This is a genomic window from Prosthecobacter sp. (assembly GCF_049294395.1).
GTDB lineage: Bacteria > Verrucomicrobiota > Verrucomicrobiia > Verrucomicrobiales > Verrucomicrobiaceae > Prosthecobacter.
Window position 1 is genome coordinate 1 of record NZ_JBAQCR010000243.1, and the last position, 25,496, is coordinate 25,496.

Annotated in this window: 24 protein-coding genes; 12 read left to right on the plus strand and 12 right to left on the minus strand. The window is 59.2% G+C overall.

The window, feature by feature from the left end:
• Positions 1 to 74 precede the first annotated feature (74 nt).
• Both WAW39_RS16685 and WAW39_RS16690 read right to left on the minus strand, forming a co-directional pair.
• Entirely contained in the window at positions 75 to 452 is a 378-nt protein-coding gene (locus WAW39_RS16685; RefSeq protein ID WP_397383688.1) for a hypothetical protein, read from the minus strand.
• 25 nt (positions 453 to 477) lie between these two features.
• A complete protein-coding gene (locus WAW39_RS16690) occupies positions 478 to 942 on the minus strand; it encodes a cupin domain-containing protein (RefSeq protein WP_422320318.1) in 465 nt (154 codons plus the stop codon).
• A gap of 80 nt (positions 943 to 1,022) precedes the next feature.
• Here WAW39_RS16690 and WAW39_RS16695 point away from each other — a divergent pair, with 80 nt between their 5' ends.
• Both WAW39_RS16695 and WAW39_RS16700 read left to right on the plus strand, forming a co-directional pair.
• On the plus strand, positions 1,023 to 2,225 hold the full coding sequence (locus WAW39_RS16695) for a serine hydrolase domain-containing protein (protein WP_422320319.1): 1,203 nt from the start codon (positions 1,023 to 1,025) through the stop codon (positions 2,223 to 2,225).
• Between the two features lie 32 nt (positions 2,226 to 2,257).
• Entirely contained in the window at positions 2,258 to 3,064 is an 807-nt protein-coding gene (locus tag WAW39_RS16700) for an alpha/beta hydrolase family esterase (protein ID WP_422320320.1), read from the plus strand.
• Positions 3,065 to 3,182: 118 nt separating this feature from the next.
• Here WAW39_RS16700 and WAW39_RS16705 read toward each other — a convergent pair whose 3' ends face one another.
• Both WAW39_RS16705 and WAW39_RS16710 read right to left on the minus strand, forming a co-directional pair.
• On the minus strand, positions 3,183 to 3,542 hold the full coding sequence (locus WAW39_RS16705; RefSeq protein ID WP_422320321.1) for an arsenate reductase family protein: 360 nt from the start codon (positions 3,540 to 3,542) through the stop codon (positions 3,183 to 3,185).
• Positions 3,543 to 3,706: 164 nt separating this feature from the next.
• The gene (locus WAW39_RS16710; protein ID WP_422320322.1) at positions 3,707 to 4,621 is read right to left on the minus strand and encodes an RluA family pseudouridine synthase; all 915 of its coding nucleotides are present in this window, start codon (positions 4,619 to 4,621) and stop codon (positions 3,707 to 3,709) included.
• An 88-nt stretch (positions 4,622 to 4,709) separates the two neighbouring features.
• On the opposite strand from WAW39_RS16710, the gene WAW39_RS16715 reads away from it, so the two are divergent.
• Positions 4,710 to 7,127: a serine/threonine-protein kinase gene (locus WAW39_RS16715; protein ID WP_422320323.1), complete on the plus strand. Its 2,418-nt coding sequence runs from the start codon at positions 4,710 to 4,712 to the stop codon at positions 7,125 to 7,127.
• Positions 7,128 to 7,313: 186 nt separating this feature from the next.
• Here WAW39_RS16715 and WAW39_RS16720 read toward each other — a convergent pair whose 3' ends face one another.
• Entirely contained in the window at positions 7,314 to 8,114 is an 801-nt protein-coding gene (locus WAW39_RS16720; protein ID WP_422320324.1) for a hypothetical protein, read from the minus strand.
• A 147-nt stretch (positions 8,115 to 8,261) separates the two neighbouring features.
• Positions 8,262 to 8,618 carry a hypothetical protein gene (locus WAW39_RS16725; protein WP_422320325.1) on the minus strand — a complete coding sequence of 119 codons (357 nt, stop codon included), beginning with the start codon at positions 8,616 to 8,618 and terminating at the stop codon, positions 8,262 to 8,264.
• A gap of 164 nt (positions 8,619 to 8,782) precedes the next feature.
• On the opposite strand from WAW39_RS16725, the gene WAW39_RS16730 reads away from it, so the two are divergent.
• Positions 8,783 to 9,244 (plus strand): hypothetical protein, encoded by a 462-nt coding sequence (locus WAW39_RS16730; protein WP_422320326.1) that lies wholly within the window; start codon positions 8,783 to 8,785, stop codon positions 9,242 to 9,244.
• A gap of 83 nt (positions 9,245 to 9,327) precedes the next feature.
• On the opposite strand, the gene WAW39_RS16735 is transcribed toward WAW39_RS16730, so the two are convergent.
• From WAW39_RS16735 to WAW39_RS16750, 4 genes are all read right to left on the minus strand, one after another.
• The gene (locus WAW39_RS16735; RefSeq protein ID WP_422320327.1) at positions 9,328 to 9,921 is read right to left on the minus strand and encodes a hypothetical protein; all 594 of its coding nucleotides are present in this window, start codon (positions 9,919 to 9,921) and stop codon (positions 9,328 to 9,330) included.
• A gap of 60 nt (positions 9,922 to 9,981) precedes the next feature.
• A complete protein-coding gene (locus WAW39_RS16740; RefSeq protein ID WP_422320328.1) occupies positions 9,982 to 10,326 on the minus strand; it encodes a hypothetical protein in 345 nt (114 codons plus the stop codon).
• 440 nt (positions 10,327 to 10,766) lie between these two features.
• Complete coding sequence (locus WAW39_RS16745; protein ID WP_422320329.1) at positions 10,767 to 11,144, minus strand: hypothetical protein; 378 nt, start codon at positions 11,142 to 11,144, stop codon at positions 10,767 to 10,769.
• 1,367 nt (positions 11,145 to 12,511) lie between these two features.
• Complete coding sequence (locus WAW39_RS16750; RefSeq protein WP_422320330.1) at positions 12,512 to 12,952, minus strand: DUF5069 domain-containing protein; 441 nt, start codon at positions 12,950 to 12,952, stop codon at positions 12,512 to 12,514.
• A 125-nt stretch (positions 12,953 to 13,077) separates the two neighbouring features.
• Between WAW39_RS16750 and WAW39_RS16755 the strand changes: the two genes are divergently transcribed.
• Positions 13,078 to 13,386 carry a hypothetical protein gene (locus tag WAW39_RS16755; protein ID WP_422320331.1) on the plus strand — a complete coding sequence of 103 codons (309 nt, stop codon included), beginning with the start codon at positions 13,078 to 13,080 and terminating at the stop codon, positions 13,384 to 13,386.
• Between the two features lie 361 nt (positions 13,387 to 13,747).
• Complete coding sequence (locus WAW39_RS16760) at positions 13,748 to 16,933, plus strand: PVC-type heme-binding CxxCH protein (protein WP_422320332.1); 3,186 nt, start codon at positions 13,748 to 13,750, stop codon at positions 16,931 to 16,933.
• 1 nt (position 16,934) lies between these two features.
• Here WAW39_RS16760 and WAW39_RS16765 read toward each other — a convergent pair whose 3' ends face one another.
• Positions 16,935 to 17,654: a hypothetical protein gene (locus tag WAW39_RS16765; RefSeq protein WP_422320333.1), complete on the minus strand. Its 720-nt coding sequence runs from the start codon at positions 17,652 to 17,654 to the stop codon at positions 16,935 to 16,937.
• 103 nt (positions 17,655 to 17,757) lie between these two features.
• Here WAW39_RS16765 and WAW39_RS16770 point away from each other — a divergent pair, with 103 nt between their 5' ends.
• The 6 genes from WAW39_RS16770 to WAW39_RS16795 all read left to right on the plus strand — a co-directional run bounded on the left by WAW39_RS16770 (position 17,758) and on the right by WAW39_RS16795 (position 25,112).
• Positions 17,758 to 18,534: an SDR family oxidoreductase gene (locus WAW39_RS16770; protein ID WP_422320334.1), complete on the plus strand. Its 777-nt coding sequence runs from the start codon at positions 17,758 to 17,760 to the stop codon at positions 18,532 to 18,534.
• Between the two features lie 315 nt (positions 18,535 to 18,849).
• Positions 18,850 to 19,557 (plus strand): FadR/GntR family transcriptional regulator, encoded by a 708-nt coding sequence (locus tag WAW39_RS16775; RefSeq protein WP_422320335.1) that lies wholly within the window; start codon positions 18,850 to 18,852, stop codon positions 19,555 to 19,557.
• A complete protein-coding gene (locus WAW39_RS16780) occupies positions 19,554 to 22,985 on the plus strand; it encodes a DUF1553 domain-containing protein (protein WP_422320336.1) in 3,432 nt (1,143 codons plus the stop codon). Before WAW39_RS16775 ends, WAW39_RS16780 begins: the two co-directional genes overlap by 4 nt.
• A gap of 7 nt (positions 22,986 to 22,992) precedes the next feature.
• Positions 22,993 to 24,444: a DUF1501 domain-containing protein gene (locus WAW39_RS16785; RefSeq protein WP_422320337.1), complete on the plus strand. Its 1,452-nt coding sequence runs from the start codon at positions 22,993 to 22,995 to the stop codon at positions 24,442 to 24,444.
• Positions 24,445 to 24,542: 98 nt separating this feature from the next.
• Complete coding sequence (gene rpsP, locus WAW39_RS16790; RefSeq protein ID WP_300204408.1) at positions 24,543 to 24,794, plus strand: 30S ribosomal protein S16; 252 nt, start codon at positions 24,543 to 24,545, stop codon at positions 24,792 to 24,794.
• 6 nt (positions 24,795 to 24,800) lie between these two features.
• On the plus strand, positions 24,801 to 25,112 hold the full coding sequence (locus WAW39_RS16795; RefSeq protein WP_422320338.1) for a KH domain-containing protein: 312 nt from the start codon (positions 24,801 to 24,803) through the stop codon (positions 25,110 to 25,112).
• A 6-nt stretch (positions 25,113 to 25,118) separates the two neighbouring features.
• On the opposite strand, the gene WAW39_RS16800 is transcribed toward WAW39_RS16795, so the two are convergent.
• On the minus strand, positions 25,119 to 25,496 hold the full coding sequence (locus WAW39_RS16800) for a fluoride efflux transporter FluC (protein ID WP_422320339.1): 378 nt from the start codon (positions 25,494 to 25,496) through the stop codon (positions 25,119 to 25,121).

Sequence of the window (25,496 nt, forward strand, 5' to 3'; positions counted from 1 at the left end):
TCCCTACCCATTCTTCCTTCTCAACAACCCCACGCCACTCACGCCTCGTCATCCAGCATCCAGCATCCAGCCCCCTACTTCGACCAAGCCGGCTCCGGCTCCCACGTCTTCTCCCCGTGGCCCACGCCAATCAGCTCCGCCTCCTCCTCTTCCTCCGTCTGTTCCAGCAACGGCGCAAACCTCTCCGACCGGAATCCCAGCTCCTGCTTCACGCTCGAATGCGGATCATCCGGATTATTCAACTCCTTCAGCAGCAGCAGCAGATCAAACTCCGCCCCCGCCAGCTTGATCTCCGCATCATCATTCACCACAAACTGCGGATTCGATCTCCCCGCACGCAGCGCGCGCACGGTATAAATCTCATCCTTCTTGGGCAGTGACTTGTACAGGTCAAAGACCCAGGGATCGAATTGATCATCAATGCAGACAACTTGCTGGCCGGTTTTAAACATGCAGGTAAAACGAAAAAGGGAGAGATTACGGGTGTACAAAATGAATGCCGTGCTCGCCGGCGATCGCAACGAGACGCTCCATATCCGGAGCCCCCGGTTTGGCAAACTCCTCCGCACATCGGTCAAAGAAAGTCTCAAAGCCCGATGGCACCGTGGTGATCAGCATTTTCAGCGGCGTGCTTCCCGCATTGCGAAACGAATGCACCACACCCTTCGGCATGAACACCGCAGTCCCCGGCGGCACCGCCGTCCACTGCCCGTCTTGGAAAAACTCCACGCTGCCCTCGATGACATAAAAATTCTCGTCCTCCCGCGTGTGGTAGTGCGGTGGCGGTCCGCCCCCGGGATGCGTGGTCTCAATCCACTGGGTGAAACGACCACCCGTCTGCTCCCCGGTGATCACAAACTCGACTTCATCCCCAAAAACAGACATGCCCCGCCCCTGTCCGGGCGGAGTGATCACAGGAATGGCAACGCTGGCTGAACTCATGCCCGTGATCGTAGCATACCCCGTGCAGCAGGCAAGGCATTGACATACCACACCGATTCCGACGTACACTGCACCTCGCCATGAAAATATTCCGCCTCACCTCCTGCCTGCTGCTTTCACTGTCTCTCACCCTCCGCGCCGAGGTAAAACCAGCCGCAAAATCCATTCGTGAAAGCATGGAGTCCTTCGTCAAAGAGGGCTCCCTCTCCGGGGCCGTGACGCTTTTTTTCCACAACGGCAAGATCGTCAACGAAGAGGCCGTCGGCTTGCGCGACATCGCTTCAAAGTCACCCATGACCAAGGACAGCCTCTTCTGGATCGCCTCAATGACCAAACCCATGACCGCGCTAGCAGTCATGATGCTTCAGGACGAAGGCAAACTCAGCATTGACGATCCCGTCATGAAGCATCTGCCCGAGTTCAAAGGCCAGATGCTCCTCAAGGAAAAAACCAAGGACCAGACCGTGCTCGTCAAACCAGCACGCCCCATCACCATCAAAGACCTCCTCACGCACACCAGCGGCCTCGTCAGCAATTCACCGCTCGACGGCAACGCTCTCGACGTCCTCACCTTGAAGGAAGCCGTGATCACCTACGCACTCTCTCCATTGCAGTTCGAACCCGGCTCCAAATGGTCCTACTGCAATCCCGGCATCAACACCCTCGGCCGCATCATCGAAGTCGTCAGCGGCCAGGACTACGCGAAATTCATGGAAAGCCGTCTCTTCCACCCCCTCGGCATGCACGACACCACCTTCTGGCCTAGCCCGAAGCAGCTCGCACGTCAGGCCACCAGCTACCAGCCCTCGGCAGACGGCAAAGGCCTGGAGCCCACCACCATCCGCTATCTCACCGCGCCCTACTCCAGCAAAAAACGCTCTCCTTTGGCTGCAGGCGGACTCTTCTCCACCGCCGCAGATCTCCTCAAATTCTACACCATGGTGCTCAATGGCGGCGAAGCAGGCGGCAAGCGCTACATCTCCGAAAAATCGCTCCAGCAGATGACTACAAATCAAACCGGCGATCTCAAGGCCAGCTTCACCGAAGGCATGGGCATGGGGCTGGGCTTTCACATCGTGCGCCAGCCCACCGGCGTCACCGCCATGCTCAGTCCCGGCACCTTCGGCCACGGCGGCGCGCATGGCACTCAGGGCTGGATCGATCCCGTGACCAAATCCATCTACATCCTCCTCATCCAGCGCGCCGGATTAAAGAACGGCGACGCCTCTCCCATGCGCCAGGCTTTTCAAGAAGCCGCAGCAGCAACTTTGCCCAAACCCTGAGGTTTGAAGCCAGCACTCACACCTCTCCTCCCATGCTTCGCCACCTCTGTCTCCTGCTCTCCCTGCTGGCCCTCATCGCCACCTGCCAGGCACAACTTCCAGACAACGTCCAAAAGCTGGAACTCACCGTCGATGGCGTCGCACGCAGCGGCTTCCTCTACACTCCTTCCACCGCCAAAGAAACTCCCGCCCCCGTCATCTTCGTCTGGCACGGCCACGGCGGCACCGCGCTGAATGCAGCCCGCAGCTTCGCCATGTACCAACACATGCCCGAAGCCATCTCCGTCTATCTCCAGGGCCTGAATACCCCCGGCCAGCTCACCGACCCCGAAGGCAAAAAGCCCGGCTGGCAGCACGCCGCAGGCGCTCAGGAAGACCGCGACCTCAAACTCTTCGACGCCACGATCGCCTACCTCAAAGAGCACTACAAGGTCGACACCAAGCGCATTTTCTCCACCGGCCACTCAAACGGCGGCGGCTTCACCTACCTCCTCTGGCAGACACGCCCGGATGTCCTCTGCGCCGTCGCCCCATCCGCAGCACTCTCCACCCGCCTCAAAGACACCCCCTTCAAACCCAAGCCCTGCATGCACCTCGCCGGCACCGCAGATCCCCTCGTCAAATACGCCTGGCAGGAGCTCGCCATGACCAAGGTCAAAGAGATCAATCAATGCGCCCCCGAAGGCACCCCCTGGGCCAAAGACTGCACCCTCTACCCCTCCAAAGTCGGCGCCCCCTTCATCGCCTTCATCCAGCAAGGCGGCACCCACAAGTTCCCCCCAGAAGCCCCGCCCCTCATCGCCAAGTTCTTCAAAGAACAATCCGCCGCCGTGAAGTAAGGCCTGCCGTACGGCGCGCTAGCGTCCTCGGAGTGCGGCGCTTCAGCGCCGCTTTCGGGCGTCCATCGGCCCACGCAAACCTCCAGCGCTCCCTCCAAAACTCCCCGCCTTGTCAGGCTCACCCCAGCACCTTCTCCCACTCCCCCTCCTTAAACCCCACAAGGAACACCTTCTTCCCCGCATCCACCACAAACGGCCGCTTCACCAGATTCCCATTCCCCGCCAGCAGCCCCAGCGCCTCCTCCGTGCTCATCCCCGGCAGCGTGTCCTTCAGCCCCAGACTCCGGTAGTCCATCCCCGATACATTAAAAAGCCGCCGCAGCTCCCCGCCCTGCGCCCCCAGCATCCCCTTCAGCTCCCCCACCGTCGGCGGCGTCTCCCGAATCGCAATCTCCTCAAACGCCACGCCCCTACCCTTCAGCCACTTGATCGCATTCTTGCAGGTGGAACATCCGGTGTAGGCATAGACTTTGAGCATAATAGAGGGAGCTAATACCCAAGATTGGAAAATCAACAACCACCGAGAACACACAATCGCAGGCGGCTCAGTCTTCCGTGTATTCAGTGTATTCCGTGGTCAAACAAAAGGCACTGCTCGCGCCCCAGCATCCAGCATCCAGCATCCAGCATCCAGCATCCAGCCTACCCCTCCACCAGCCTCATCCACGCCGCATACTCCTCCGGCACCTTCGCCTCAAACGCCATCGGCTTGTCGTTGATCGGATGGTTAAACGAAAGCTTCCACGCATGCAGCATCAGCCGCGGCACCTGCACCCGCTGCTTCGCCGGATTCGCATAGATCGGATCCCCCAGGATCGCACACTGCAAAGACTCACGCATATGCACCCGGATCTGGTGCGTCCTCCCCGTCAGCAGTCGGCACTGGATCAGCGCGCACCCCTCATCCACCGCCAGCCGCTTCCACTCCGTCACCGCATTCTTCCCCGCCCCATCCAGCAGATTGCTCATCCGTTTCCGGTCCACCGGATGCCTCCCGATCGACGTCTCGATCCGCCCGCTCTCCTCCTTCGGCACCCCGTTCACCACCGCCAGGTAGATCTTCGAGATCCGCCTCTCTGAAAACGCCTCCGTCAGCCGCCGGTGCGCGATGTCATGCTTCGCCACCACCATGCAGCCGCTCGTATCCTTGTCCAGACGGTGCACAATCCCCGGCCGCATCTCCCCGCCGATCCCGCTCAGATCCCCGATGTGGTGCAGCAGCGCGTTCACCAGCGTCCCGTCAGGATTTCCCTCCGCCGGATGAACGACAAGCCCCGATGCCTTGTCCAGCACTACGATGTCGCTGTCCTCATACAAAATCGTCAAAGGAATGTTCTGGGCCTTGATCTCCACCTCCGCTACATCCGGCACCGTGAGACTCACCGCATCCCCGCATTTGAGCGTAGCACCCGCCTTGACCGCCTTCCCGTTCAGCGTTGCGTGTCCCTCCTTGATCAAGTCCTGCAATCGCGAGCGCGACATATCCGGCAAACGCCTCGCGAGGTGTTTGTCGAAACGATCTCCTATATCCACTGTTTCACTGATGAGCCAATCCACCGCATAAACTCAACATTCGAATTAATAAGGCAAACTGTAATTTCTGGCATATCGAATGCGTCCCTGCTACTGACAACACTCATCCCCCTTGATCCTCGCCCCTCCAGAACAGTCCTTTTTGAGCACCTGCCCGGTGTGTCAGAAGCAGATTGATGTCACCTCCCTGGAGCCCTTCACCAAGCTCAAGTGCCCCTTCTGCGGCCAGATGGTCCGCGTCCGCCGCCGCTTCGATCAGTTCATGATCGTCCGCCAGATCGGCGAAGGCGGCATGAGCCGCGTCTTCGAGGCCGAAGACGAAACCCTCGGCCGCCGCGTCGCCCTCAAAATCCTCAACCGCCAGTACTCCCGCGACTCCATCCGCCTGGAGCAGTTCCGCCGCGAAGCCCACATCACCGCCAACGTCACCCACCCCAACGTCATCAAGCTCTACTCCGTCGGCTATGACCAGGGCTACTTCTACATCGCCATGGAGCTCGTCGGCGGCGGCTCCCTCGAGCAGCGCATCCGCCGCGAAGGCCACCTCAAAGAAGACGAAGCCCTCCGCATCGGCCGCGAAGTCGCCGAAGGCCTCCGCGCCGCCCAGCAGCTCACCCTCATCCACCGCGACGTCAAGCCCGCCAACATCCTCTTCACCGAGACCGGCACCGCCAAAGTCGTGGACTTCGGCCTCGCCCTCTTCGTCGATCGCGGCGGCGATCAATCCGGCGAAATGTGGGCCACCCCCTACTACGTCGCCCCCGAAAAAGTCATCGAAAACAAAGAAGACTACCGCAGCGACATCTTCTCCCTCGGCGCCACCCTCTACCACGCCATGACCGGCAATCCGCCCCACAAGGCGGACACCTCCGCCATCGAAGACCTCCGCCGCATCAAGTCCAAGCGCGTCACCCTCGGCGAATCCGGCCTCCGCTTCTCCCCCCGCACAGAGCACGTCATCAATGGCATGCTCTCCTTCAACCCCGAAGACCGCTTCGCCAATTACTCCGAAGTCGTCGATGAAATGCGCCTCGCCGAAGGCCTCCTCGATCGCGGCAGCGTCCGCCGCCGCCTCGTCAATCGCCGCACCCGCCTCATCGGCCTCATCGCCGCCGCCATCATCATCGCCTACGGCATGGGCTGGCTCCTCCGCGAAGGCGGAGAGCGCCGCAATGTCCGCGCCATCCAGCTCGCCACCGCCAATGAGCGCGAGCTCGATGGCTCCGGCGTCACCCTCACCGCAGACAAAGCCAACAAAAAAACCGTCTCCGAGCGCTTCACCGAAGCCCGCCAGGCCATGCTCGAAGGCCGCCAGTACGCCACCGCCGAAGACAAGTTCATCACCCTCGCCAAATCCAAAGACGTCCTCCAGCCCACCGCCAACTGGGCCCGGTTTAATGCCGCCCTCTGCAGCATCATGCTCGATCGCAAAAAAGACGCCGCAGAACAGTTCGCCAAGCTCGCCACCACCCCCGATCTCAACGGCCTCGCCCCCTTCTTCGCCAAAATCCAGGACCGCATGTCCCACGACTTCGGCCTCGGCACCCCGCTCCACGCCCTCGACTACAAAACCGACAACGAAGAAATCCTCGGCTACCTCGTCCACGGCCTCGCCGAATGGCACTTCGGAGACGCCCTCCTCGGCGCCCAGGAGCTCGAGCACTTCCAGCAGCATCTCGCCGATACCAAAAAGCCCCCCGCAGACGCCTCCGCAGCCACCCTCGAATGGCTCACCCTCTACAGCCCCCTCGTAGACCGCTACAAGCCCGACTTCGCCCTCGTCCGCGGCGCCCTCCAGCCCAAGCGCTCCGGCACCATCCCAGAGCTCCGCACCGCCCTCGCCGAAGTCCAGCAAGTCCGCAAAAACCTCAAGACCAGCGGCGCCTTCCTCCGCTTCATCACAGACCTGGAGACCAGCTACCAGCGTGAGATCTCCAGCATGACCCTCGAAGAGCAGCAGCGCCAGATGGAGGCCGACAAAAAGCACCGCCAGGCCGACCTCGAGCTCCTCGCCGAAGTCAACGCCCTCGTCCCCTCCCTCGTCCAGGGCTACGACTACACCCGCGCCATCGATCTCCTCAGCGGCACCCGCCTCCAAACCGCAGACGTCCGCACCGCCCTCGACGGCCGCCTCTACCTCTACACCCAGTCCCGCGACTTCATCCGCCAGCTCACCACCGATCTCACCACCAAAGGCTGGACCGGCACCATCACCCGTCGGGAGGGCGGCCAGCTCACCGGCCGCATCACCTGCAACACCGTCGGCACCCAGATCAGCGTCACCCTCGATCGCGGCACCCTCACCCTCCCCTTCGAAAGCCTCACCCCCGAGACCCTCGTCGAAATCGCCCAATCCCTCGGCACCCAGGTCACCGACTCCACCGACTACTACCGTCGCCAGGAAAACACCGCCGCCTTCGCCCGCCTCACCGGCCTCACCCAGCTCTCCACCACCATCGCCGCCCAGCTCATGGAAGAAAACTCCTCCTTCCGCATGCGCTGGATGAAAGTCATGGCCGCCGGCATCTAGTAGCACAACCGTCTCGGTTGTTCCCCTCTCCTGTAGCACAACCGTCCCTGCTGCAACGCATTCCCCTTCTTCGTTCGTACTTCGGGCTTCGCTTCGCGGCAGCCGGTCCGGTTTCGGCCTCTTCGTTCGTCGTCAAGGCCTTCTAGTCATTCGCAGCCCGCCCGTCTGAGGATGCTTGGACAACGGTTAATTCTTCTTCTGCTTCTGCAATTCGAGAGCTGAACGCGCACCATCCTTGATCGTCACCCCTTCCAAACCCTCCTCGATCTCGACCTCAAAGAGTTTGCTTCCTGAGGCTCCCTCGATGCCGAGAGCCCAAAGGAAAACCTCCGCCCCCGAAAAGGTCGGCGCGAAAACAATCCCCTTGCTAGGTACCCACCCCCCCGAGGGTCCTGCTGCAATGTGAACTTCACTGACGAGATTGTAGCGGTCCAGGCCTGCGAAAGCGTGCGGGACAATGGAGCTCACGTCCTCTCCCGGTTGAAAATCCATGGCCTCTGAATAGACCTCATCAGGGATAAAAATTTTGGCGTTGCTGCAATCAAGTCGCTTTTCAAGATTGACCTCTTGGTCTTTGAATAAGCGGTGAACGAGAGAATAAAGGATGAAGTGGGTGCGCAGCTGGTACACCGAAAGATCCTTGACGGTGGCCAGCACGGTAACACCACGATCATCTCGGCCATTCCCCGAACGGGCTGATGCCAGAATGCCACCATAGTATTCGGCGGCCAGCTCATCTTCGCAGAACCGGCCTTCATCGAAGATGTGCTTCAGGACGCGCGGATTAACTTCGCCAGGTTCGTCGGCACGCGTTCCGAGTTTTCTCATCGCCTTCTTGAAAATGTTGTCCAAGTTGATGTTGCACTTGGCTACAAGACCTTTGACTTCGCCTCCCACGTACTCGGCTGTGGGACCAAGCAGTTTAAGCATGAGGTCCTTGGACCCGAGAATAGCCAGGCCCGCACCAACCGCTGTTGAAGGATCCATCTCCATGGAATGTAATAGACTCCTGAGATTGGAACCGCAAATCCCGTCTCTCGCATTTTAATTGCCGCTTGAGCTCGAATGGCACCCCAGATTGTGTCGATCGGCCCCACGGTTAAGTTCAGGAGCGCATGCAAATCCCTGGCTCGGTCAACGGCCATCCGCCTCCTCATCTCGCGCATGCAGCGCCCTCACCAGCTCCAGCAGCAAATCATTCAGCCCCGCCGCCTCACCGGCGCCGTAGCACACCAACTGGGGATTGCCGGCATGGTTGTTCCGCATCTGCACAAGGCCACTCGCCTGTGAGATCCGGTATTCGATGATCTCGATGATCGCTCGCACTCCAGGATCTTGCGCCCGCCCTTGCAACGTTCGCTTCCAACGTCCCTTCATCTCGGCCAGCTCCGCATGCGTCCGCAGCTTCATCACCTCCCCGCGTTCCACCAGCACCGGAACAATTTCCACCTTGGGTTCAATGCCCAGCAGTTTTCTCAGGATTCGTTTCATGGTTTCTTCATTATGGTTTCATTGGTTTCTCTCAAAATTTGGCAAAACCAGCTCGTGACATGCCGATCCCTCCTCAGAAATTGAACTCTGACGCGGCTCCACGTGCCCCCCTGCAAGATAGCCCCGCCGTCCTCCGTTATTCCGGCGCGCGTAACGCACTCTTCATGAATCCAAGACACAGCGAGCTTTCATTGAAGTCGGGGCTTTATGACCCGGTTTTAGAACATGATGCTTGTGGTGTCGGGTTTGTGTTGATGCTTGGCTCGAAGCGTTCTTACACAATGCTGGAACTGCCGGAGTTGGCTCTTGCAGTCGAGATGCGCGCAAAACAAAATGAAAACGGAACTCATCGTACTCGTGCTGCAACTCTGCAGTGCAGTCCTCATGATCGCCACATCAATCCTGAACTACATGAAAACCTGATCCACCACGCCGGGTGCTGCTCTCTGCAGTACGGTCTCATTCGGTTGGTCACTTCAAACCTCGCTTCACGCTATGAATGTCTGAATACCTTGGCAGGGGGAACTGTCGCAGTCTCGTCACCGAGTAATGTCACACGCCATTTTACCACAGGATGCTCCAGCGGTCGAACTATGTGCCGCCGGTTGCATAAAATGCTCTGTTGAAGCAACCAGAGGTGGTGCGTGGGGGGGATCAGGCCGGAGCCTGGAAGCTTTGCTTGGCCGCAGGCCATGAGGGCAGCGAAAGGCTAGCTGTGCGCACTTGAAGCAGTTGAAGCAGTTGAAGCAGTTGAAGCAGTTGAAGCAGTTGGAGCGGTCGGAGCCGATGAACTAGCCGGATTCTGCACTCCCAACCGCTCCTGTCCTCTTTCAAACTGGGAAATCAGATGTTCCCCTCTGTCTTTGGCTTCAACCAGAGCTTCAATCCCGATCAGTCCATGCTGATATTTCGTGCAGGCGCTGTCCAAGGCTCGCCATGCTTCGACAAACTTCTGATACTTGTCATGCGGTCGAACGAAGCCGACAATGGCGATGGAGATGGTGGCAAGGCCGGCAAAAATTTGCCCATAGGGATCGGGGAGTTTGAATCCCGACAAGGCTGAGCAGATGACCCCGAGAATACCAAACACGTAATGGATCCAAAGGTGCGTTCCGTAGAGTCTGCTCCAATTTCCAAGCCGCTTCTGGATGTCATCTGGCAGTGGTCTGCACGCTGGAAGAGGCGGTTGGGCGTCTGATTGCATGAATTTGGCTGCAATAAGCCTCGACTTCCGCATGATCAGGCGGCGTATCGTTGCAAGCATGGCTCCCTCGCGTGATCGGGGTTGAAGTGTCTTCTTCATGGCGCGCGCAGGGATGATTGTTGTCAATAAAGCGAACGCGTTGCAAGACGTTCAGCTCGCCTACCGGAAAGGTTGGTGAGCGATGTCATAAAATTCCGCCATTTGCATCTCTTTTGTTAGGCGTTTTTTTGGAACCGCGTTTTCCGCGTTCTGTTCTGGGTCTTCACGCCGCCATCGCCGCTCCCGGTGTTCCCCTCCCCAGCACCGCCTGCCCCCCCCCGCCTTCAGCTGCGCCAGCGGGCTCTGCCCCAGCGGATCGCTCCCGCCCTCAATCCCCGCCTGCTTGTTCGCCTCCTGCTGCATCTGGAACAGATGCTTCTGCAGCCGGTTCTGCCACACCTTCGCAATCTCCGACTGCGCCTGCAGGATCCTCTGCCGCACCGGGCTCTGGTTCGGACCGGGCACATGGGTGACAAGTTGACCGGGGACATGGGTTACAGTGTGAGAGGAGTAAATGGGGTCATGGTGCAAATTTTTGACAAAATAACCACCTTTTCGGTGGTCCTCACTCAGCGAATTCCTCTTCCAAACCATTTCTTTGCCAAATCCAAAGCCCCACATCTGCTCCCACGCTGCCGAATGAATTCCAATCTCAATCCGGAATTTCCGAATGCCTTGATCAGCGTCTCATTCATCCTCCTTAGCTTCAGCGAAGAATGGATGAATCAGCCTCAAAGCAGCGGCTAAAAACCCTGCTCTTCGGCCAATTGATTTCCGCACAAAAGAAGGCCTCCCCATCCCATTCAATCTCTGCCCCCTCCGCCTCTCTGCCCCTCTGCGGCAAAAACGAAAATCCCCAGCGCCATCGCCTTGACCGATCCTCCTGTTCGCTTCTCGATGAACAGCTACATCAAAAAGATATCCGCCTCCGGATAAGTAGCCGCCGCCAGCGCCGCCCAGAGCGGATCACCGATCACGATGACCGCCGTCATCACCCCAAACGCCGGCAGACGATGGCTCAACGGCAGATAGCGCACCCCAGACGGATCATCCTCCATTTCCTTCTGATTGGAGCGCGCCACATAAGCATAGCCCTCTTGATTCAAATGCTGGGCCAGCTCCAACACCTTCTCATCAGGCACAGTCCCCGCTCCCACCGAACCCGGCGCCACGATCAGAAAATTCCGGTACGATGACGCCACCTCAGGCTCCGCACGCGCCACCTCACGCCTCGCAAAAACCTGCAGAGCCACTTGCATGGGAAGAGAAGAAATCAGGGTCATGAGAAGGAGGTTTCACCAGCAGCCACCCCGTCACGCGACAGCCTCAGTCACTCTTCGCATCTCATCAGCCCTTGGCCGGGTCGAAACACCACCCCAAAAATCCCAAGCCCAAACCCCCTCATCTTTTTCTGAGACAAACCCCACTCAGATATTCCTCATCAACATCAGTCAGCAGTTCAAATCCCATTCCTCTGCCAATCCATTCCCCTGCCAAAAATCACAACCTCACCCCCACCTCCCATCACCACCACATCTCCGACTTTTTTCCGACTCCTTTTTGCGGCCATCCCTCCGGCTCCCCAAACCACCTCCGCGTTGACCGCGCTTCGCCAGCCCTACCGGCAGCCTTCCACGATCTGCCTCAGTGGGTTCGGTTCCGTGTATTCAGTGTATTCCGTGGTCAATTTTCAGCCAAAAACAAAGCAACCCATCTCCCAAGCCCCCAAGCTCAGCCCATTCCTCTGCCAACACATTCCCCTGCCAAAAAACAAAACCCCGCACCCACCCCCCCATCACCACCGAATCCGGCATTTTCCGAGTCCCAATATCAGCGTCACATTAGCGTCTCATCAGCGGTTAAAAATCCGATCTATACACCCAGCACACCCGCACTCCACCCACCCTCCGGAATCAATCATTTTTGCCCCTCTTTTTGCGCCTCTTTGCGGCCACCCCTCCGGCTCCCCAAACCACCACCACGCAATAGCCATAATCCCTCACCCGCTGATCAACAACCCAGCCAATCCTCATCAGTCTCAGTCAGTGTCCAGTCAGTGGTTCAAATCCGGCTCCTGAATTCCTGCCTTCCTTATTTTCAAACCAGTAAACCCATCTCAGAAACTCCAGATTCTGATTCTTCATGAGCGTCATATCAGCGTCTCATCAGCGGTTTAAAAATCCGTTCCATTCACTGAGAGCACCCGCACTCCACCACCCTCCGGAATCAATCATTTTTGCCCCCCCTTTGCGGCCATCTCTTCGGCTCTCACCACCACGCATAGCCGCAGTCCATCACCCGCTGATCAACAACCCAGCTCTTCCTCATCAGTGTCAGTCAGTGGTTCAAATCCCATTCCCCATTCCTTTGCCCACCATTCCCCTGCCAAAAAACAAAGCTCCGCATCCACCTCCCATCACCGTCACACTACCTCTGTTCCGATTCCTTTATCAGCGTCTTATGAGCGTCAAATCAGCGGTTAATAATCCGATCTATACACCCAGCACGCCCGCACTCCACCCACCCTCCGGAATCAATCATTTTTGCCCCTCTTTTTGCGCCCCTTTGCGGCCATCCCTCCGGCCCCACAAAAAACCCCGCCTGCCTCACGGCAAACGGGGTTCTCAAAACTCACTTCACCGCATCACGGTTACTTGATCTCCTGCGCCCAGAAGATGTGCCAGTCGTCCAGGTTGTTCAGATCCACCGCACCCGGGTTCACGCTGCCGTCATCCGCGATGCCATCCGCATCCAGAATCGTCTTGCGCGTCTCATCGCTGTGGATGTAGCCCGAGATCGCCTGGTTGTGCTTGAAAATGTTGCCCTTCGTCAGGTTCACACCCGGCTGTGCCTTCACCCAGCTCTCAAGCTGCGGATAGCTCGGCTTCGTCGCGATGAACGTCCTGAACGTCTCGATGTTGATGCCAAGCGCATCCAGCGTCATCTGGTCATACCCGCAGCCAATGCCCGGATAGTCAGCATGCAGTTTGCCCGCAGCAGCCAAAGAAGCCTTCTGCCAAAGGCGCGGAAGATGAAGAACACCGAGAGGGCCGGCGATGCCGGAACTGATAAGAGGAACGATCTGACTCATGATTAGAATGTAGGTTGGATTTTCAGGAGAAGCATTCGCATCAGCGAACGCACACTCGACTTTGACGGCTGCGCAGTGCACCAGCAAGAACAAATGCACCCAACCCTTTCTATCAGAACACCGCCATGTCTTCCCAGGAACAAATCAGCCGAGGTCGGTTAAGGGCTCAAATCCACATTCAAAGCATGGATGACGGCAGCGCCTGCGTCTTCTGCCCATCGCAAGTCTCCTCGGCGCTTCATCAATACCTTTCCAACCATCAGGTTTCAGTAACGGCACCCCGACGCGCCATCTTTGGCAGCCCACACCCAACAGACGAACTGATCGTCGCACTGTCACTCCATAAAGTTTCCGCAGCAATCACTGACTTTGTGCAAACACTCCCCGAAGTCGCCTACGAGCGAGATTCGAAACGCCCCACAGCAGACTCATAGCTCATTGCGGCACAAAGCTATTTCAAGACCAATCTCTGCGGCGCTCCATCCCCCGCGATGCACGATCAGGCACGGCGCTTTGTCTGGTTTTAGTTCCGTGTATTCTGTATATTCCGTGGTCAATTTTCCGGCTCATTCCTCTGCGTCCGTCCATCCTCTGCGGTTTTCAAAAATGCGGTGCTGAAATCTTTTACCCACAATTTTTTACCACAACAATCAGCCCTCTTTTTTCGCTCTCGCCCTCTGCTCGGAAAGCCCCCATTTTTTGCCCTTTTTGTGCCTTTTTGCGGCCATCATTCCCTCACTACCGTTTTGGTAGCCAGCCCCAGAGTCATGTGCATCTGTCGCCACCCCCAATTTCATGAAAAACCTCTGTCACCTCGCCCTCGCCGCGCTCCTCGCCCTCCCCTGCGCAGCCGCTGAGAAAAAGACCGCGAAATCAGCCCCAAAGCCAGAACTCAAATCCCCCCTCGAACTCCACCGCTGGTCCGGCACCCTCAACGTCCCCGACCCCGTCGCCGTCACCGTCGATCCCCAGGGCCGCATCTACGTCTCCGCCACCACCCGCCGCAAAGTCGCCGACCTCGACATCCGCGAGCACACCCAGTGGATCCCCGACGACGTCGCCCTCACCAGCGTCGAAGAAAAAGAAGCCTTTCTCAAACGCGAGCTCGCCCCCGGCAAAACACGCCTTCCTCGCGGCGGCCTCGCCGACCACAACAAAGACGGCTCCATCGACTGGAAAGACCTCACCGTTCACAGCGAGCGCATCTACCAGCTCCGCGACACCGACCACGACGGCACCGCCGACAAACTCACCGTCTTCGCCGAAGGCTTCAACAGCGTCGTCACCGGCATCGCCGCCGGCATTCTCTACCACGACGGCTGGATCTACGTCACCGTCGCCCCCGACCTCATCCGCCTCCGCGACACCAACGACGACGGCGTCGCCGACGAACGCGAAATCGTCGCCCACGGCTTCGGCATGCACATCGCCTACGCCGGCCACGACATGCACGGCCCCCGCATCGGCCCCGACGGCCGCATCTACTGGAGCATCGGCGACAAAGGCGTCAACGTCACCAGCAAGGAAGGCAAACACTGGTACTACCCCCACGAAGGCTGCGTCCTCCGCTGCGAACCCGACGGCACCAATTTCGAAGTCTTCGCCCACGGCCTCCGCAACGTCCAGGAAATCGCCTTCGACAACTACGGCAACATCTTCGGCGTCGACAACGACGCCGATCTCCCCGGCGAACGCGAACGCTTCGTCTACATCACCGAACGCAGCGACTCCGGCTGGCGCTGCAGCCACCAATATCAAAAAGAAACCAGCCGCTGGATCCGCGACGGCATCTGGCAGCCCGCCCATCCCGGCCAGCCCCTCTTCATCACACCCCCGCTCGCCAACTACTCCAACGGCCCCGCCGGATTCATCCACGAACCCGGCACCGCCCTCGGCGCTTCATTGCGCAATCACTTCATCCTCGATCAATTCCCCTCCGGTCAGATGACCGCCTTCCAGATCATCCCCTCCGGCAGCACCTTCAAGATGCAGAACGAGCGAGTCATCCACTCCGGCCTCATGGGCATCGGCCTCGCCCTCGCCCCCACCGGCGAACTCATCATCGCCGACTGGGACGGCGGCTACCCCCTCGATCAAAAAGGCGCCATCTGGTTCGCCGACGACCCCACCGCCAAAAACAGCACCGAGCACCAGGAAACAAACAAACTCCTCAACTCCGACAACCTCACCGCCACCCACCTCTCCCACCCCGACCAACGCGTCCGCCTCCACGCCCAATTCACCCTCGTCAAAAAAGGTGATTACACCGTGCTGCAAAAAATCGCCTCCGACAAAAATGCCGCCCAACTCGCCCGCATCCACGCCATCTGGGGCCTCGGCCAGGGCATGCGCGCCGGAAAGGTCGAAGCCACCGTTCTGACCCCGCTTCTTGCGGAATCCGACACAGAAATCGTCACTCAGTCCACCAAAATGCTCGGCGATGTCAAAACCTCCAGCGCCCCAATTATTCCACTCCTTGCACATCCTTCCCAACGCGTGCGCTTTCACGCCGCCATTTGCCTCGGCAAGCTTCAAGAATCCACCGCTGTCACAGCCTTGCTAAAGCTTGCCCCCAAGGAAAGCGCCGATCCCTACATGCGCCACGCCATCGTCACCGGCCTCGCCGGTTGCGCCGATGAAGCCACCCTCGCCTCCCACATCAACGACAAGCAGTCCCTCTGCTGCCTCCTTGCACTCGCCCGCCAAAACTCGCCACGCGTTGCCGATTTCCTCACAAATCCGCCCCTCGCCGCCGAAGCCGAACGCGCCATCCACGACGACACCGGCATCCCCGCCGCCCTCCCCAAGCTCACTACCCGCCCCACCAGCCGTGGCCTCAACGCCTGCCTCCGCCTCGGCATCGCCGAACCCATCATCAAAACCGCATTGCAGCGCAATCCGCTGCAAGCAGAAGCACTCGACGTCCTCCTCACCTTCACCCATCCCCCACGCCTCGACCGCATCGACGGCATGGCTCACCAAACCCTGCCGCGCGATGCCAAAGCCTTCGCCAATTTGCTACAACCCCACCTCGATGCCCTCCTCGCCATCCAGGACGGCGCACTCAAAGCCAAAGCCGTCGAACTCCTCACCCAGCTCCAGCTAAAAGTCGCCGCCCCAGTCCTCCAGCAGATCATCTCAGATGCCACCGCTCGCGCCAGCTTGCGCGCCGAAGCACTCAAACTCATGGCCTCGCAGCACGCTGCCACTCCCGAGTTCGCCACCACCCTCGATCTCTCCCTCGCCAAAACCTCCCCCGCCGAACTCCGCCGCGAAGCCCTCCGCCAGCTCTTCACCCATCAGCCCGACCGCGCCGTCACCGAAGCCGCCACCGTCCTTGCCAATGGTGACACCACTTCGCAGCAACTTGCACTGTCTCTCCTTTCCACGTCCAAAGACGACACCCTCATCACCCAATGGCTGGACCGCCTCATCGAGAACAAAGCCCCCGCCGCCATCCTGCTCGACATCCTCGGAGCCGCCGCCACCCGCGAATCTTTGAAACCCAAGCTCGCTTCCCTGCAACTCAGTGCATCTGAACTCCTCGAAGGCGGCGACGCCACCCGCGGCAAAGACATCGTAACCAACAACCTCGGCGCCAACTGCATCGCCTGCCACACCGTCGAAGCCAAGGAAGGCAGCCAGGTCGGCCCCAACCTGAAAACCATCGGCAGCCAGAAAGACCGCAAATACATCCTCGAATCCCTCCTCAATCCCCTCGCCCAGATCGCCCCCGGCTTCGGCCTCGTCTCCATCACCACCAAAGACGGCAAATCCCTCTCGGCCATTTTGTGGAAAGAAGACGCAAAACACGTCACTTTGAAGCTCCCTGATGGAAAAGCACAAACCATCCCCCGCGATCAAATCGCCACCATCACCCCGCCCATGACCGTCATGCCCCCCATGCTCGGCATCCTCACCAAACCCCAAATCCGCGACGTCGTGGCCTATCTGGCAGGATTGAAAGGCAGGAAGAAGTAAATCACATCGGCCCCGGCGGGCGTTCTTGTTCCAGCATTGGCACAGGCGCTGCCGAAGGTGCTCCGGAGCCTTTGCCGAGACGTCCGCTGTAGAGGTCGATGGCGCGCTTGGCGATGATGTCGATCACGGCAGGTTGCAGTGTGCGGGCGGCGACATTGGAGACGGCCATGCCGGCCCACATGATGGGGGATTTGAAGCGCAGCACCTGCCAGTAGGGCAGCAGGCGTTTGTACCATTTGTTCGCCGTCTGCAGTTTTTCGTGTTTGGCTATCTTGTGGGTCATTTCCCAGGTTTTCAGCGCCGTGCTGGCACTGACATCCACGAGGCGGCCGATGGAGCGAGTTTGGAGAAAGTCCGCCACATCCATGGCTGCGAGATGCACGGCGCGGGAGAACTGGCTTAGGCCGGGGGCCAGCAGCGCCTCCTGCTTGCCGGGATGGTAGATGGCCGCGATTTCGCGCACCAGCTTCGGCACTTCATCCACCAGCGGCGGCAGCCACTCGGGGTTGAGGTTCTTCTGCCAGCGCAGGCGGTTTTTGCAGGCTTCGACGGCTGCATGGGCTTTTTCGTCCGCCAGACCGCATTCGGGATAGACGAAACTTGCCAACGCATGCCGTGCCGCGCGCAGATCTGCAGCGAAACGCAGGAGCTTCCAGATCACAATCGACGCTGCGCCGATGAGGACGCCGGCAAGAAAGGTCAGGATGTGGCCCCAAGGCATGCTCGTACGGGAGAGCACCCCGGGCAGGGTGTCAAGATGACGAAAGTGGCGAGACAGCCTGCTTGCGGCGGCGGGATGACACGCCATAGATGCGCCCCACACCATGTCCTCCATTTTCGAACTCTTCTCTCTTCAAGGCAAAACCGCTGTCGTGATCGGCGGCACAGGCGAACTCTGCGGTGCCATCGCAGAAGGCTATGCATCTGCGGGTGCGGAGGTCGTGCTCGTCGGGCGGGACCAGTCCAAGGCTGACAAACGACTGGAGACCATTCAAGCCGCAGGCGGACAGGCCTATTTCGTTTCCGCAGATGCCAGCCGCAAAGCCGATCTGCAGATTCTGCTGGATCAGGTGCTGGAGCGTTCCGGCGGCTGCCATATTCTGATCAATGGTGCGGGCGTGAATTCTGCAACGCCGTTCCTCGATATTCCAGAAGAGGAATACGACCGGATCATGAACATCAACACCAAGGGCGTGTTCCTGGCCTGCCAAGTGTTTGGCAAATACTTCGTGGATCACAAGATCCCGGCCTCGATCATCAATCTCGGTTCCATGTCCGGCCTGCTGCCGCTGAGCCGTGTCTTCACTTATTCCATGTCCAAAGGTGCTGTGCACAATCTCAGCAAGAACCTCGCCCGCGAATGGGCTCCCCTCGGCATCCGCGTGAACACCTTGGTGCCCGGCTTCTTCCCTGCCGAGCAGAACAAGAAAGTGCTCACGCCTGACCGCGTGGCAAAGATCATGGGCCACACGCCGATGAACCGCTTTGGCGAGGCCAAGGAACTCGTCGCCGCAGCTTTGTTGCTTGCGGGTGCAGGCAGTTCCTTCATCACCGGCCATGAGATGGTGGTGGATGGCGGGTATTCGTCGCAGACGATCTGATGGGCGCGGCGGGGCTTGTTGCAGACGCTGCTGGTGATCGCTCGGTGTGGCGGGGTGCTGGATTTGCTTTCCGATTTGTTGCGAGGTGACCCAGGGTCGCCTCGCTGAGGCTCGGCTGACCCTGGGCTGAATTCCACAGCCCCGTTGGGGCTGGTGTGGCGCGGAGCTTCGTTGAGAAAGATTGAGCTGTGTTTTTACGGAGCGTTCGTCCCGGTCTGAGCAGCACTGCGGTCCGCAGCCGTTTTATTTCTTCGACTCGACTGATAAAAACCTCAGCATGGCCTCGTAAAAGCCAGTGGTAAGACCTCTAACCACATGGCTTTTTCATCCATCAAACCGCAGCGCAGCCTTGTTGAAGAGGTGTGTGCACGCATTGCATCTGAAATTCGGGACGAAGGCGGTGGTGGGGGGAATGGGTGGCTGCCGCCGGAGAGGGATCTGGCATTGAAACTTGGTGTGAGCCGTCCCGTGGTGCGTGAGGCAACGAAGCGGCTGGAGTTGCAAGGGCTGCTGGAAGTGAAGCATGGGGTCGGCACGAAGGTGGTGGACAAGCTGCACAAGCCGCTGAACGGCTCGCTGGCATTGCTGATTCCCGATGACAAGGAGCGGCTGCGGCAACTCATTCAGGTGCGTTTCATGCTGGAGCCGGAGAACGCGCGGCTCGCCGCCGAGAACGCCACACCGGCGCAGATTCGCAGGCTGCGCGCAGCATTGCAGGAACTGGCGGAGACGCAGGATTTTGAGACTGCGGTGGAGGCTGATATGGCGTTTCATCGGGAGCTGGCGGCGGCGTCGGGGAATCAGATTGCGAACCTGCTGCTGCATTCACTCTCCGAATTGATTCAAACGAGCCTCAAGCATGGCTACAGCCGCACATCGACGGACAATGCGGTGCGGCAGCATGCTGCGGTGCTCAGCGCCATTGAGAAACGAGACCCCGCCGCCGCTGCGAAAGCGATGCGCGAACATTTGATCACCGCCGAGGCCGATCTGGCCCTGCCAAAAGCCAAGAAAGCCGCATGAAATCACTCTCTTATTTTTCCTTCGTCCTTGCGAGCAGCAGTGTCTTTGCCGTCGAGCCTGATGCAGCCAAGCTGTTTCATGAGCAGGTGGCACCGATCCTGGTGAAGAACTGTGTGGAATGCCACAATGACGTGACGACCAAAGGCGGCCTGAACATGAGCACGCTGGCGGATGTGCTCAAAGGTGGTGACGACGGAGCGGCCTTGGTTCCGGGCAAAGCTGCGGAGTCAGCGCTCTACACGATGATCGTGCCGGAGAGCGCAGGCGAGAAAGCGGAGATGCCGAAGAAGAAGCCCGCACTTTCCACCGCCGAAACCGACCTCATCAAACGTTGGATCGACATGGGTGCGGCGTGGCCGCAGGAGATCGTGCTCAAGGAGAAGCCCAAGGGGGATATCACGCACTGGTCGCTGCTGCCGCTGAAGTCATCGAAGCTTGCATCCATCGACGAGTTTATTGGTGAAAAGCTGAAGGAGAAAAACCTCACGCTGAATGCGCCGGCAGATGCCCGGACGTTCATCCGCCGTGCCAGCTTTGATCTGACCGGACTGCCGCCCACGCCGGAAGAAGCGGCTGCTTTTGAAAAGGAATTCAGCCGGGATCAAACAACGGCTGTTAAGAGCTTGATCGACCGCCTGCTGGCTTCACCGCGCTATGGCGAAAGATGGGCGAGGCACTGGCTGGACGTGGTGCGCTTTGCGGAAAGCCATGGCTTTGAGATGAACCGTGTGAGGCCCAATGCGTGGCCGTATCGCGACTACGTCATTCGTGCGTTCAATGAGGACAAGCCGTATGACCAGTTTGTGCGTGAGCAGATCGCAGGCGACCAGCTGGGCACGGATGAAGGCACGGGATTTCTTGTGGCCGGTTCGTGGGATCAGGTGAAGGGCCAGGACCCGGTGCTGCGGGCGAATCAACGGGCGGATGAAATGCATGATCTCGTCAGCACCACGGGCAGCACATTCCTCGGACTCACGATTGGCTGCGCACGCTGCCATGATCACAAGTTTGATCCCATTTTGCAGACCGATTATTATCGTGTGCGGGCCATCTTTGAGGGTGTGCAGCATGCGGAGCGAGAACTGCGCCCGGCAGATGCTGATCAACGAATGAAGCAGGCTGACGGCGTGCGGGCGGAGATCGCGAAGGTGGATGCGACACTCTCACGCTTCCAACCACGCGCCCAACTGACGCGGCGTGTGCTGGTGGATGATGATCTGCCGCCGCCAACGAAGCCAGATGCGATCGGCTGCGTGCAGATTGAGCAGCCTACGAATGGCAAGCCCATCGAATACTCACCGGGCACAGAGCTGGGCCAGGCAGCAGATCCGGGTGATGCGACACGGCTGCCCAATCTCGGCGAAAGTTACCGCTACTGGAAGGCGGAGAAGGATGCCGCTGCGAAGGATTTCTTCTCATGGAATCCGCGTGTCACGGGCAAACAACGCATCTGGCTTTCATGGGCGGCGTGGACGACGCATGCGAAAGATGCGCGTTACATCCTTGATCTGGATGGCGACGCTAACACGAAGGGCGACCAGCAAGAAATCGCCAGCGTGGATCAAAGCAAGTTTGCTGACGGCAGCGGTGCAATTCCAGAACAGAAGCGCTGGAGCGGCTTCAAGTATGCTGGAACGTATGCGGTGACGCAGGATTCCATCCTTATTCTGCGCAGTGGCAAACTCGGCGGACCTACTGTTGCGGATGCGGTGTTGTTTGAAGCCTCGGACGGAACCCCGCCTGCATCACAACCGCATCTACGCGCACCTGTGACGCATCTGGCGAACCGCGAGAGCTTTGATGCGGTGAAGGCTAAGTTTCTTCGCTTCACGATTCATGCGACGATTGGCGGGCAGCCGTGCATTGATGAATTGGAGATCTTCTCAAGCGGCAAGCAGCCACGCAACGTGGCGCTGGCGAAGAATGGCGCGAAGGTGACCGCTTCGGATGTGTTCAGTGATGGTACGAATCCGATCCACCAGATCGCGCATGCGAATGATGGTCTGTATGGCAACGCAAAGAGCTGGATTTCGAAGAATGCGGGCAAGGGCTGGCTGCAGATCGAACTGCCGCATGAAGAAAGCATCAGCAGCGTGGTGTGGAGCCGGGATCGCGGAGAGAAGAAGGGCAAGGTCTATGAAGATCGTCTCGCCACGGATTATGTGATTGAGACTTCGCTGGATGGGAAAACATGGCAGGCGGTGGCGTCTTCCGCCGACCGGCTGGGCGTGGAGTATCGTGACCGCATTCGCGACATTCCGACCTTGAGCGGAGTCTCTTCTGACAATGCGATCACGGTGAGGAAACACAGCGAGCAGCGTGCCGTGCTGCAGCGCAGGCTGAAGGAACTGACGAGTTTCCCCATGGCTTACCTGGGCAAGTTTGAGCAGCCAGGGCCGACCTTCCGTCTGCAGCGAGGCGACCCGATGACCCCGCAGGAGGAAATCGCACCTGGAGCGCTGACTCAGATTGGCGCGAAACTGGATCTACCCAAAGACACACCGGAAACGGAGCGGCGCATGGCATTGGCGAAGTGGCTGACCGATCCGCAGAATCCGCTCACGGCACGGGTGATGGTAAATCGAATCTGGCACTATCATTTCGGGACGGGCATCGTCGATACACCGAGCGATCTTGGCTTCAATGGTGGCAAGCCATCACACCCCGAACTGCTGGACTGGCTGGCAGCGCAATTCATGCAACGAGGCTGGAGCATGAAGGAGATGCACCGGCTGATTATGAACTCAGCGGCTTACCGCCAGTCGAGCACGGCCAATGATGCTGGAATGCTGGCAGATTCTGGCGCGCGGCTTCTGTGGCGATTCCCGACGCGACGACTCGAAGCGGAGCCGCTGCGCGATACGATCCTGGCCGTGAGCGGCGTGCTGGATCTGACCATGGGAGGACCGGGCTTCGATCTGTTTGTACCGAATGACAACTACGTGAAGGTGTATCAGTCGAAGCAGGAGTTTGGGCCCGACACGTTCCGGCGCATGGTGTACCAGAGCAAACCACGCGTTCAGCTTGATGACACGTTTGGTGCGTTCGATGTGCCGGATGCGGGACAGATCGCCCCACGTCGCACATCGAGCACGACGCCGTTGCAGGCGCTGAATTTCCTGAACAGCACGTTTGCCATGCAGCAGAGCGAGCTGCTGGCCGCGCGACTTAAAAAGGAGGCAGGCGTGATACCGACGCTCAACGATCTCCCCTTTGGTGGCTTGAACACAAGCGGTGCAAAAGAGCGCGCCAAAAACAACGCAGACGCGCTCGCAGCAGCTCAGGTGAAGCTCGCCTTCCAGCTGGCCTACCAGCGTGAGCCGAATGCGGACGAACTGGCTGCCTCGACACAGCTGATTTCACAACACGGGCTGGCGATGTTCTGCCGCGCGCTGTTCAACACGAGCGAGTTCATGACCCTGTATTGATCCTGTTATGCAAAACCATCTTCTTTCCCGTCGGAATTTTCTCAATCAAGGCGTCAGCGGATTGGGCAGCATCGCTCTGACCTCGCTGCTGGCACAGAAGGGGCTGCTGGCGAATGATCCCATTCGCCCGCGCATTGATCCGGCGCATCCCTATGCGCCGCGGCCGCCGCATTTTGAACCGCGTGCGAAGAACGTGCTCGTCATTTTCTGCTCGGGAGCGATGAGCCATGTGGACACGTTTGATTACAAGCCGGAGCTGGTGAAGCGGCACGGCATGCCGCTGCCGGGCGCGGCGGATTTGATCACCTTCCAGGGGGCGCAGGGGAATCTCGTCAAACCCATCTGGGAGTTCAAGCCGCGCGGACAGAGCGGCAAGATGATCAGCGAACTGCTGCCGAACATCGCCGGGCTCGCGGATGACATGTGCTTCATCCATTCCATGACGGCCAAGTCGAACACGCACGGCCCGGCGGAGAATCAGATGAGCACAGGGTACATTCTGGACGGCTTCCCGGGCATGGGCTCCTGGGTGACGTATGCGCTCGGCTCCGAGTGCGATGACATGCCGGCCTTTGTGGCGATCCCTGACCCGCGTGGCGTGCCGCAGATCGGCCCAAGGCACTGGAACTCGGCGTTTCTGCCTGCGGCTTTCCAAGGCACGGCATTCAACGCGAGCAAGCCGATCCCCAATCTGATCCGCCCTGCGAGTGTGAGCGAGGCGGCAGACCGCGACACGCGTGCATTCGTGAATTTGCTCAATCAGAAACAGGCGCAGGAGCATCCGGCGGACAGCGACCTGGCGGCACGGATTTCGTCCTACGAACTGGCGGCGCGGATGCAGATTGCGGCTTCTGAGGTCGGCAACATGTCGAACGAGAGCAAGGCCACGCTGGATCTCTACGGCGTGAATGACAGCAATGAGACAAAGGCTGGTTTTGCCAAGAACTGCCTGCTGGCGCGGCGCCTGATCGAGCGCGGGGTGCGGTTTGTGCAGCTTTTCAACGGCTCCTACGCCATGGGCGAGGGCGTGGGCAACTGGGACGGGCATAAAACGATCGAGCAGCAGTACTCGGTGCATGGGCCGATTCTGGACCAGCCGGTGGCCGGACTGCTGAAAGATCTGAAAGCGCGCGGGCTGCTGCAGGACACGCTGGTGGCCTTTGTGACGGAGTTTGGGCGCATGCCGACCTTCCAGAAGGGGGCCAATGGCCGCGACCACAACCCGAAGGGCTTCACGGTCTGGCTGGCGGGTGCCGGGGTGAAAAAGGGCTTCAGCTACGGGGCGACGGACGAATTTGGCTACAAAGCCGCCGAGCGCGTGAGCACCATTTACGACCTGCATGCCACGATTTTGCACCTGCTGGGCATCGACCACGAGCGTCTGAGCTACTACAATAACGGCATCGAAAGACGGCTTACAGACGTACATGGGCATGTGCTCAAAGACGTGCTGGCATGAGCCGACCTGAGAATGAGGGGGAAAAAACGTTTGATTTCCTTCTCAAAGTCTCCACCATGCGCCTCCCCAAAACCTGACCCCATTCCCGTACCCGCACCATGGCAGTTGTCATCCGTCTCCGTCAAGAAGGCCAAAAAGGCCGTCCAGTCTTCCGTATTGTTGCGGCTGACCAACGCTTCCCAAAAGAAGGCCGTTTCCTCGAAATCCTCGGTACCTACGATCCTCAAAAGGGCGTCAAAGGTGCAACCGTGAAGCTTGATCGCGTCAATGCCTGGATCTCCCAAGGAGCCAAGCCCTCTGACACCGTCAAGAGCCTCATCAAGCACGCCGCAGCAGCAGTCCCAGCATAAGCTGCCATGGACGCGCCGGAAGCCCTCCGCGAGTTCCTCTCATATGTGGTGGCGAATCTGATCGACCACCCGCAGCAGGCGACCATTGCCATCGGCACTAATATCAACGGTGCCGTCGCCTACCGTGTGCAGCTGGCACCGGAAGATGTGCGTCATGTCATTGGCAAGAATGGCATGACGATCAGCGCGATCCGCTCCTTGCTCAACACAGCGGCCGCCAAGCACGGGATCAAAATTTCCCTCAAAGTTGGGTCCGCACGTGAAGACGATGCGGAAGCGGCAGCAGCGTCTGAAGAGACAACTCACGCCGAAGCGTGAGCTGATTTACGCCAGCTTGCTGCCTGCCCACCAGCCGACGGCTGCGGCGGTGATGCCCAGCAAAATGCTGCCAATGGCATTGATAAGCGCGAGCCAGGAATGCTGGTTCAGCAACAGCAGCCACGAGTCGTTCGCGAGCGTGGAAAAGGTCGTATAGCCACCGAGTACGCCTGTGGCGGCGAACAGCCACGGGCCGCTGCCTTTATCCTTCATGGCTGGCAGGGCAAAGAGAAAGCCCAGGATGAAGCTGCCGAGGATATTGGCCGCGAGCACTCCCCAGGGAAAGACGGCCTTTGGCAGCAGACGCGCCATGCCGATGACCGTGCCATACCTCAGCACCGAACCGAGACCGCCACCGAGAAAGATCAGCAGGATGTTCTTCAT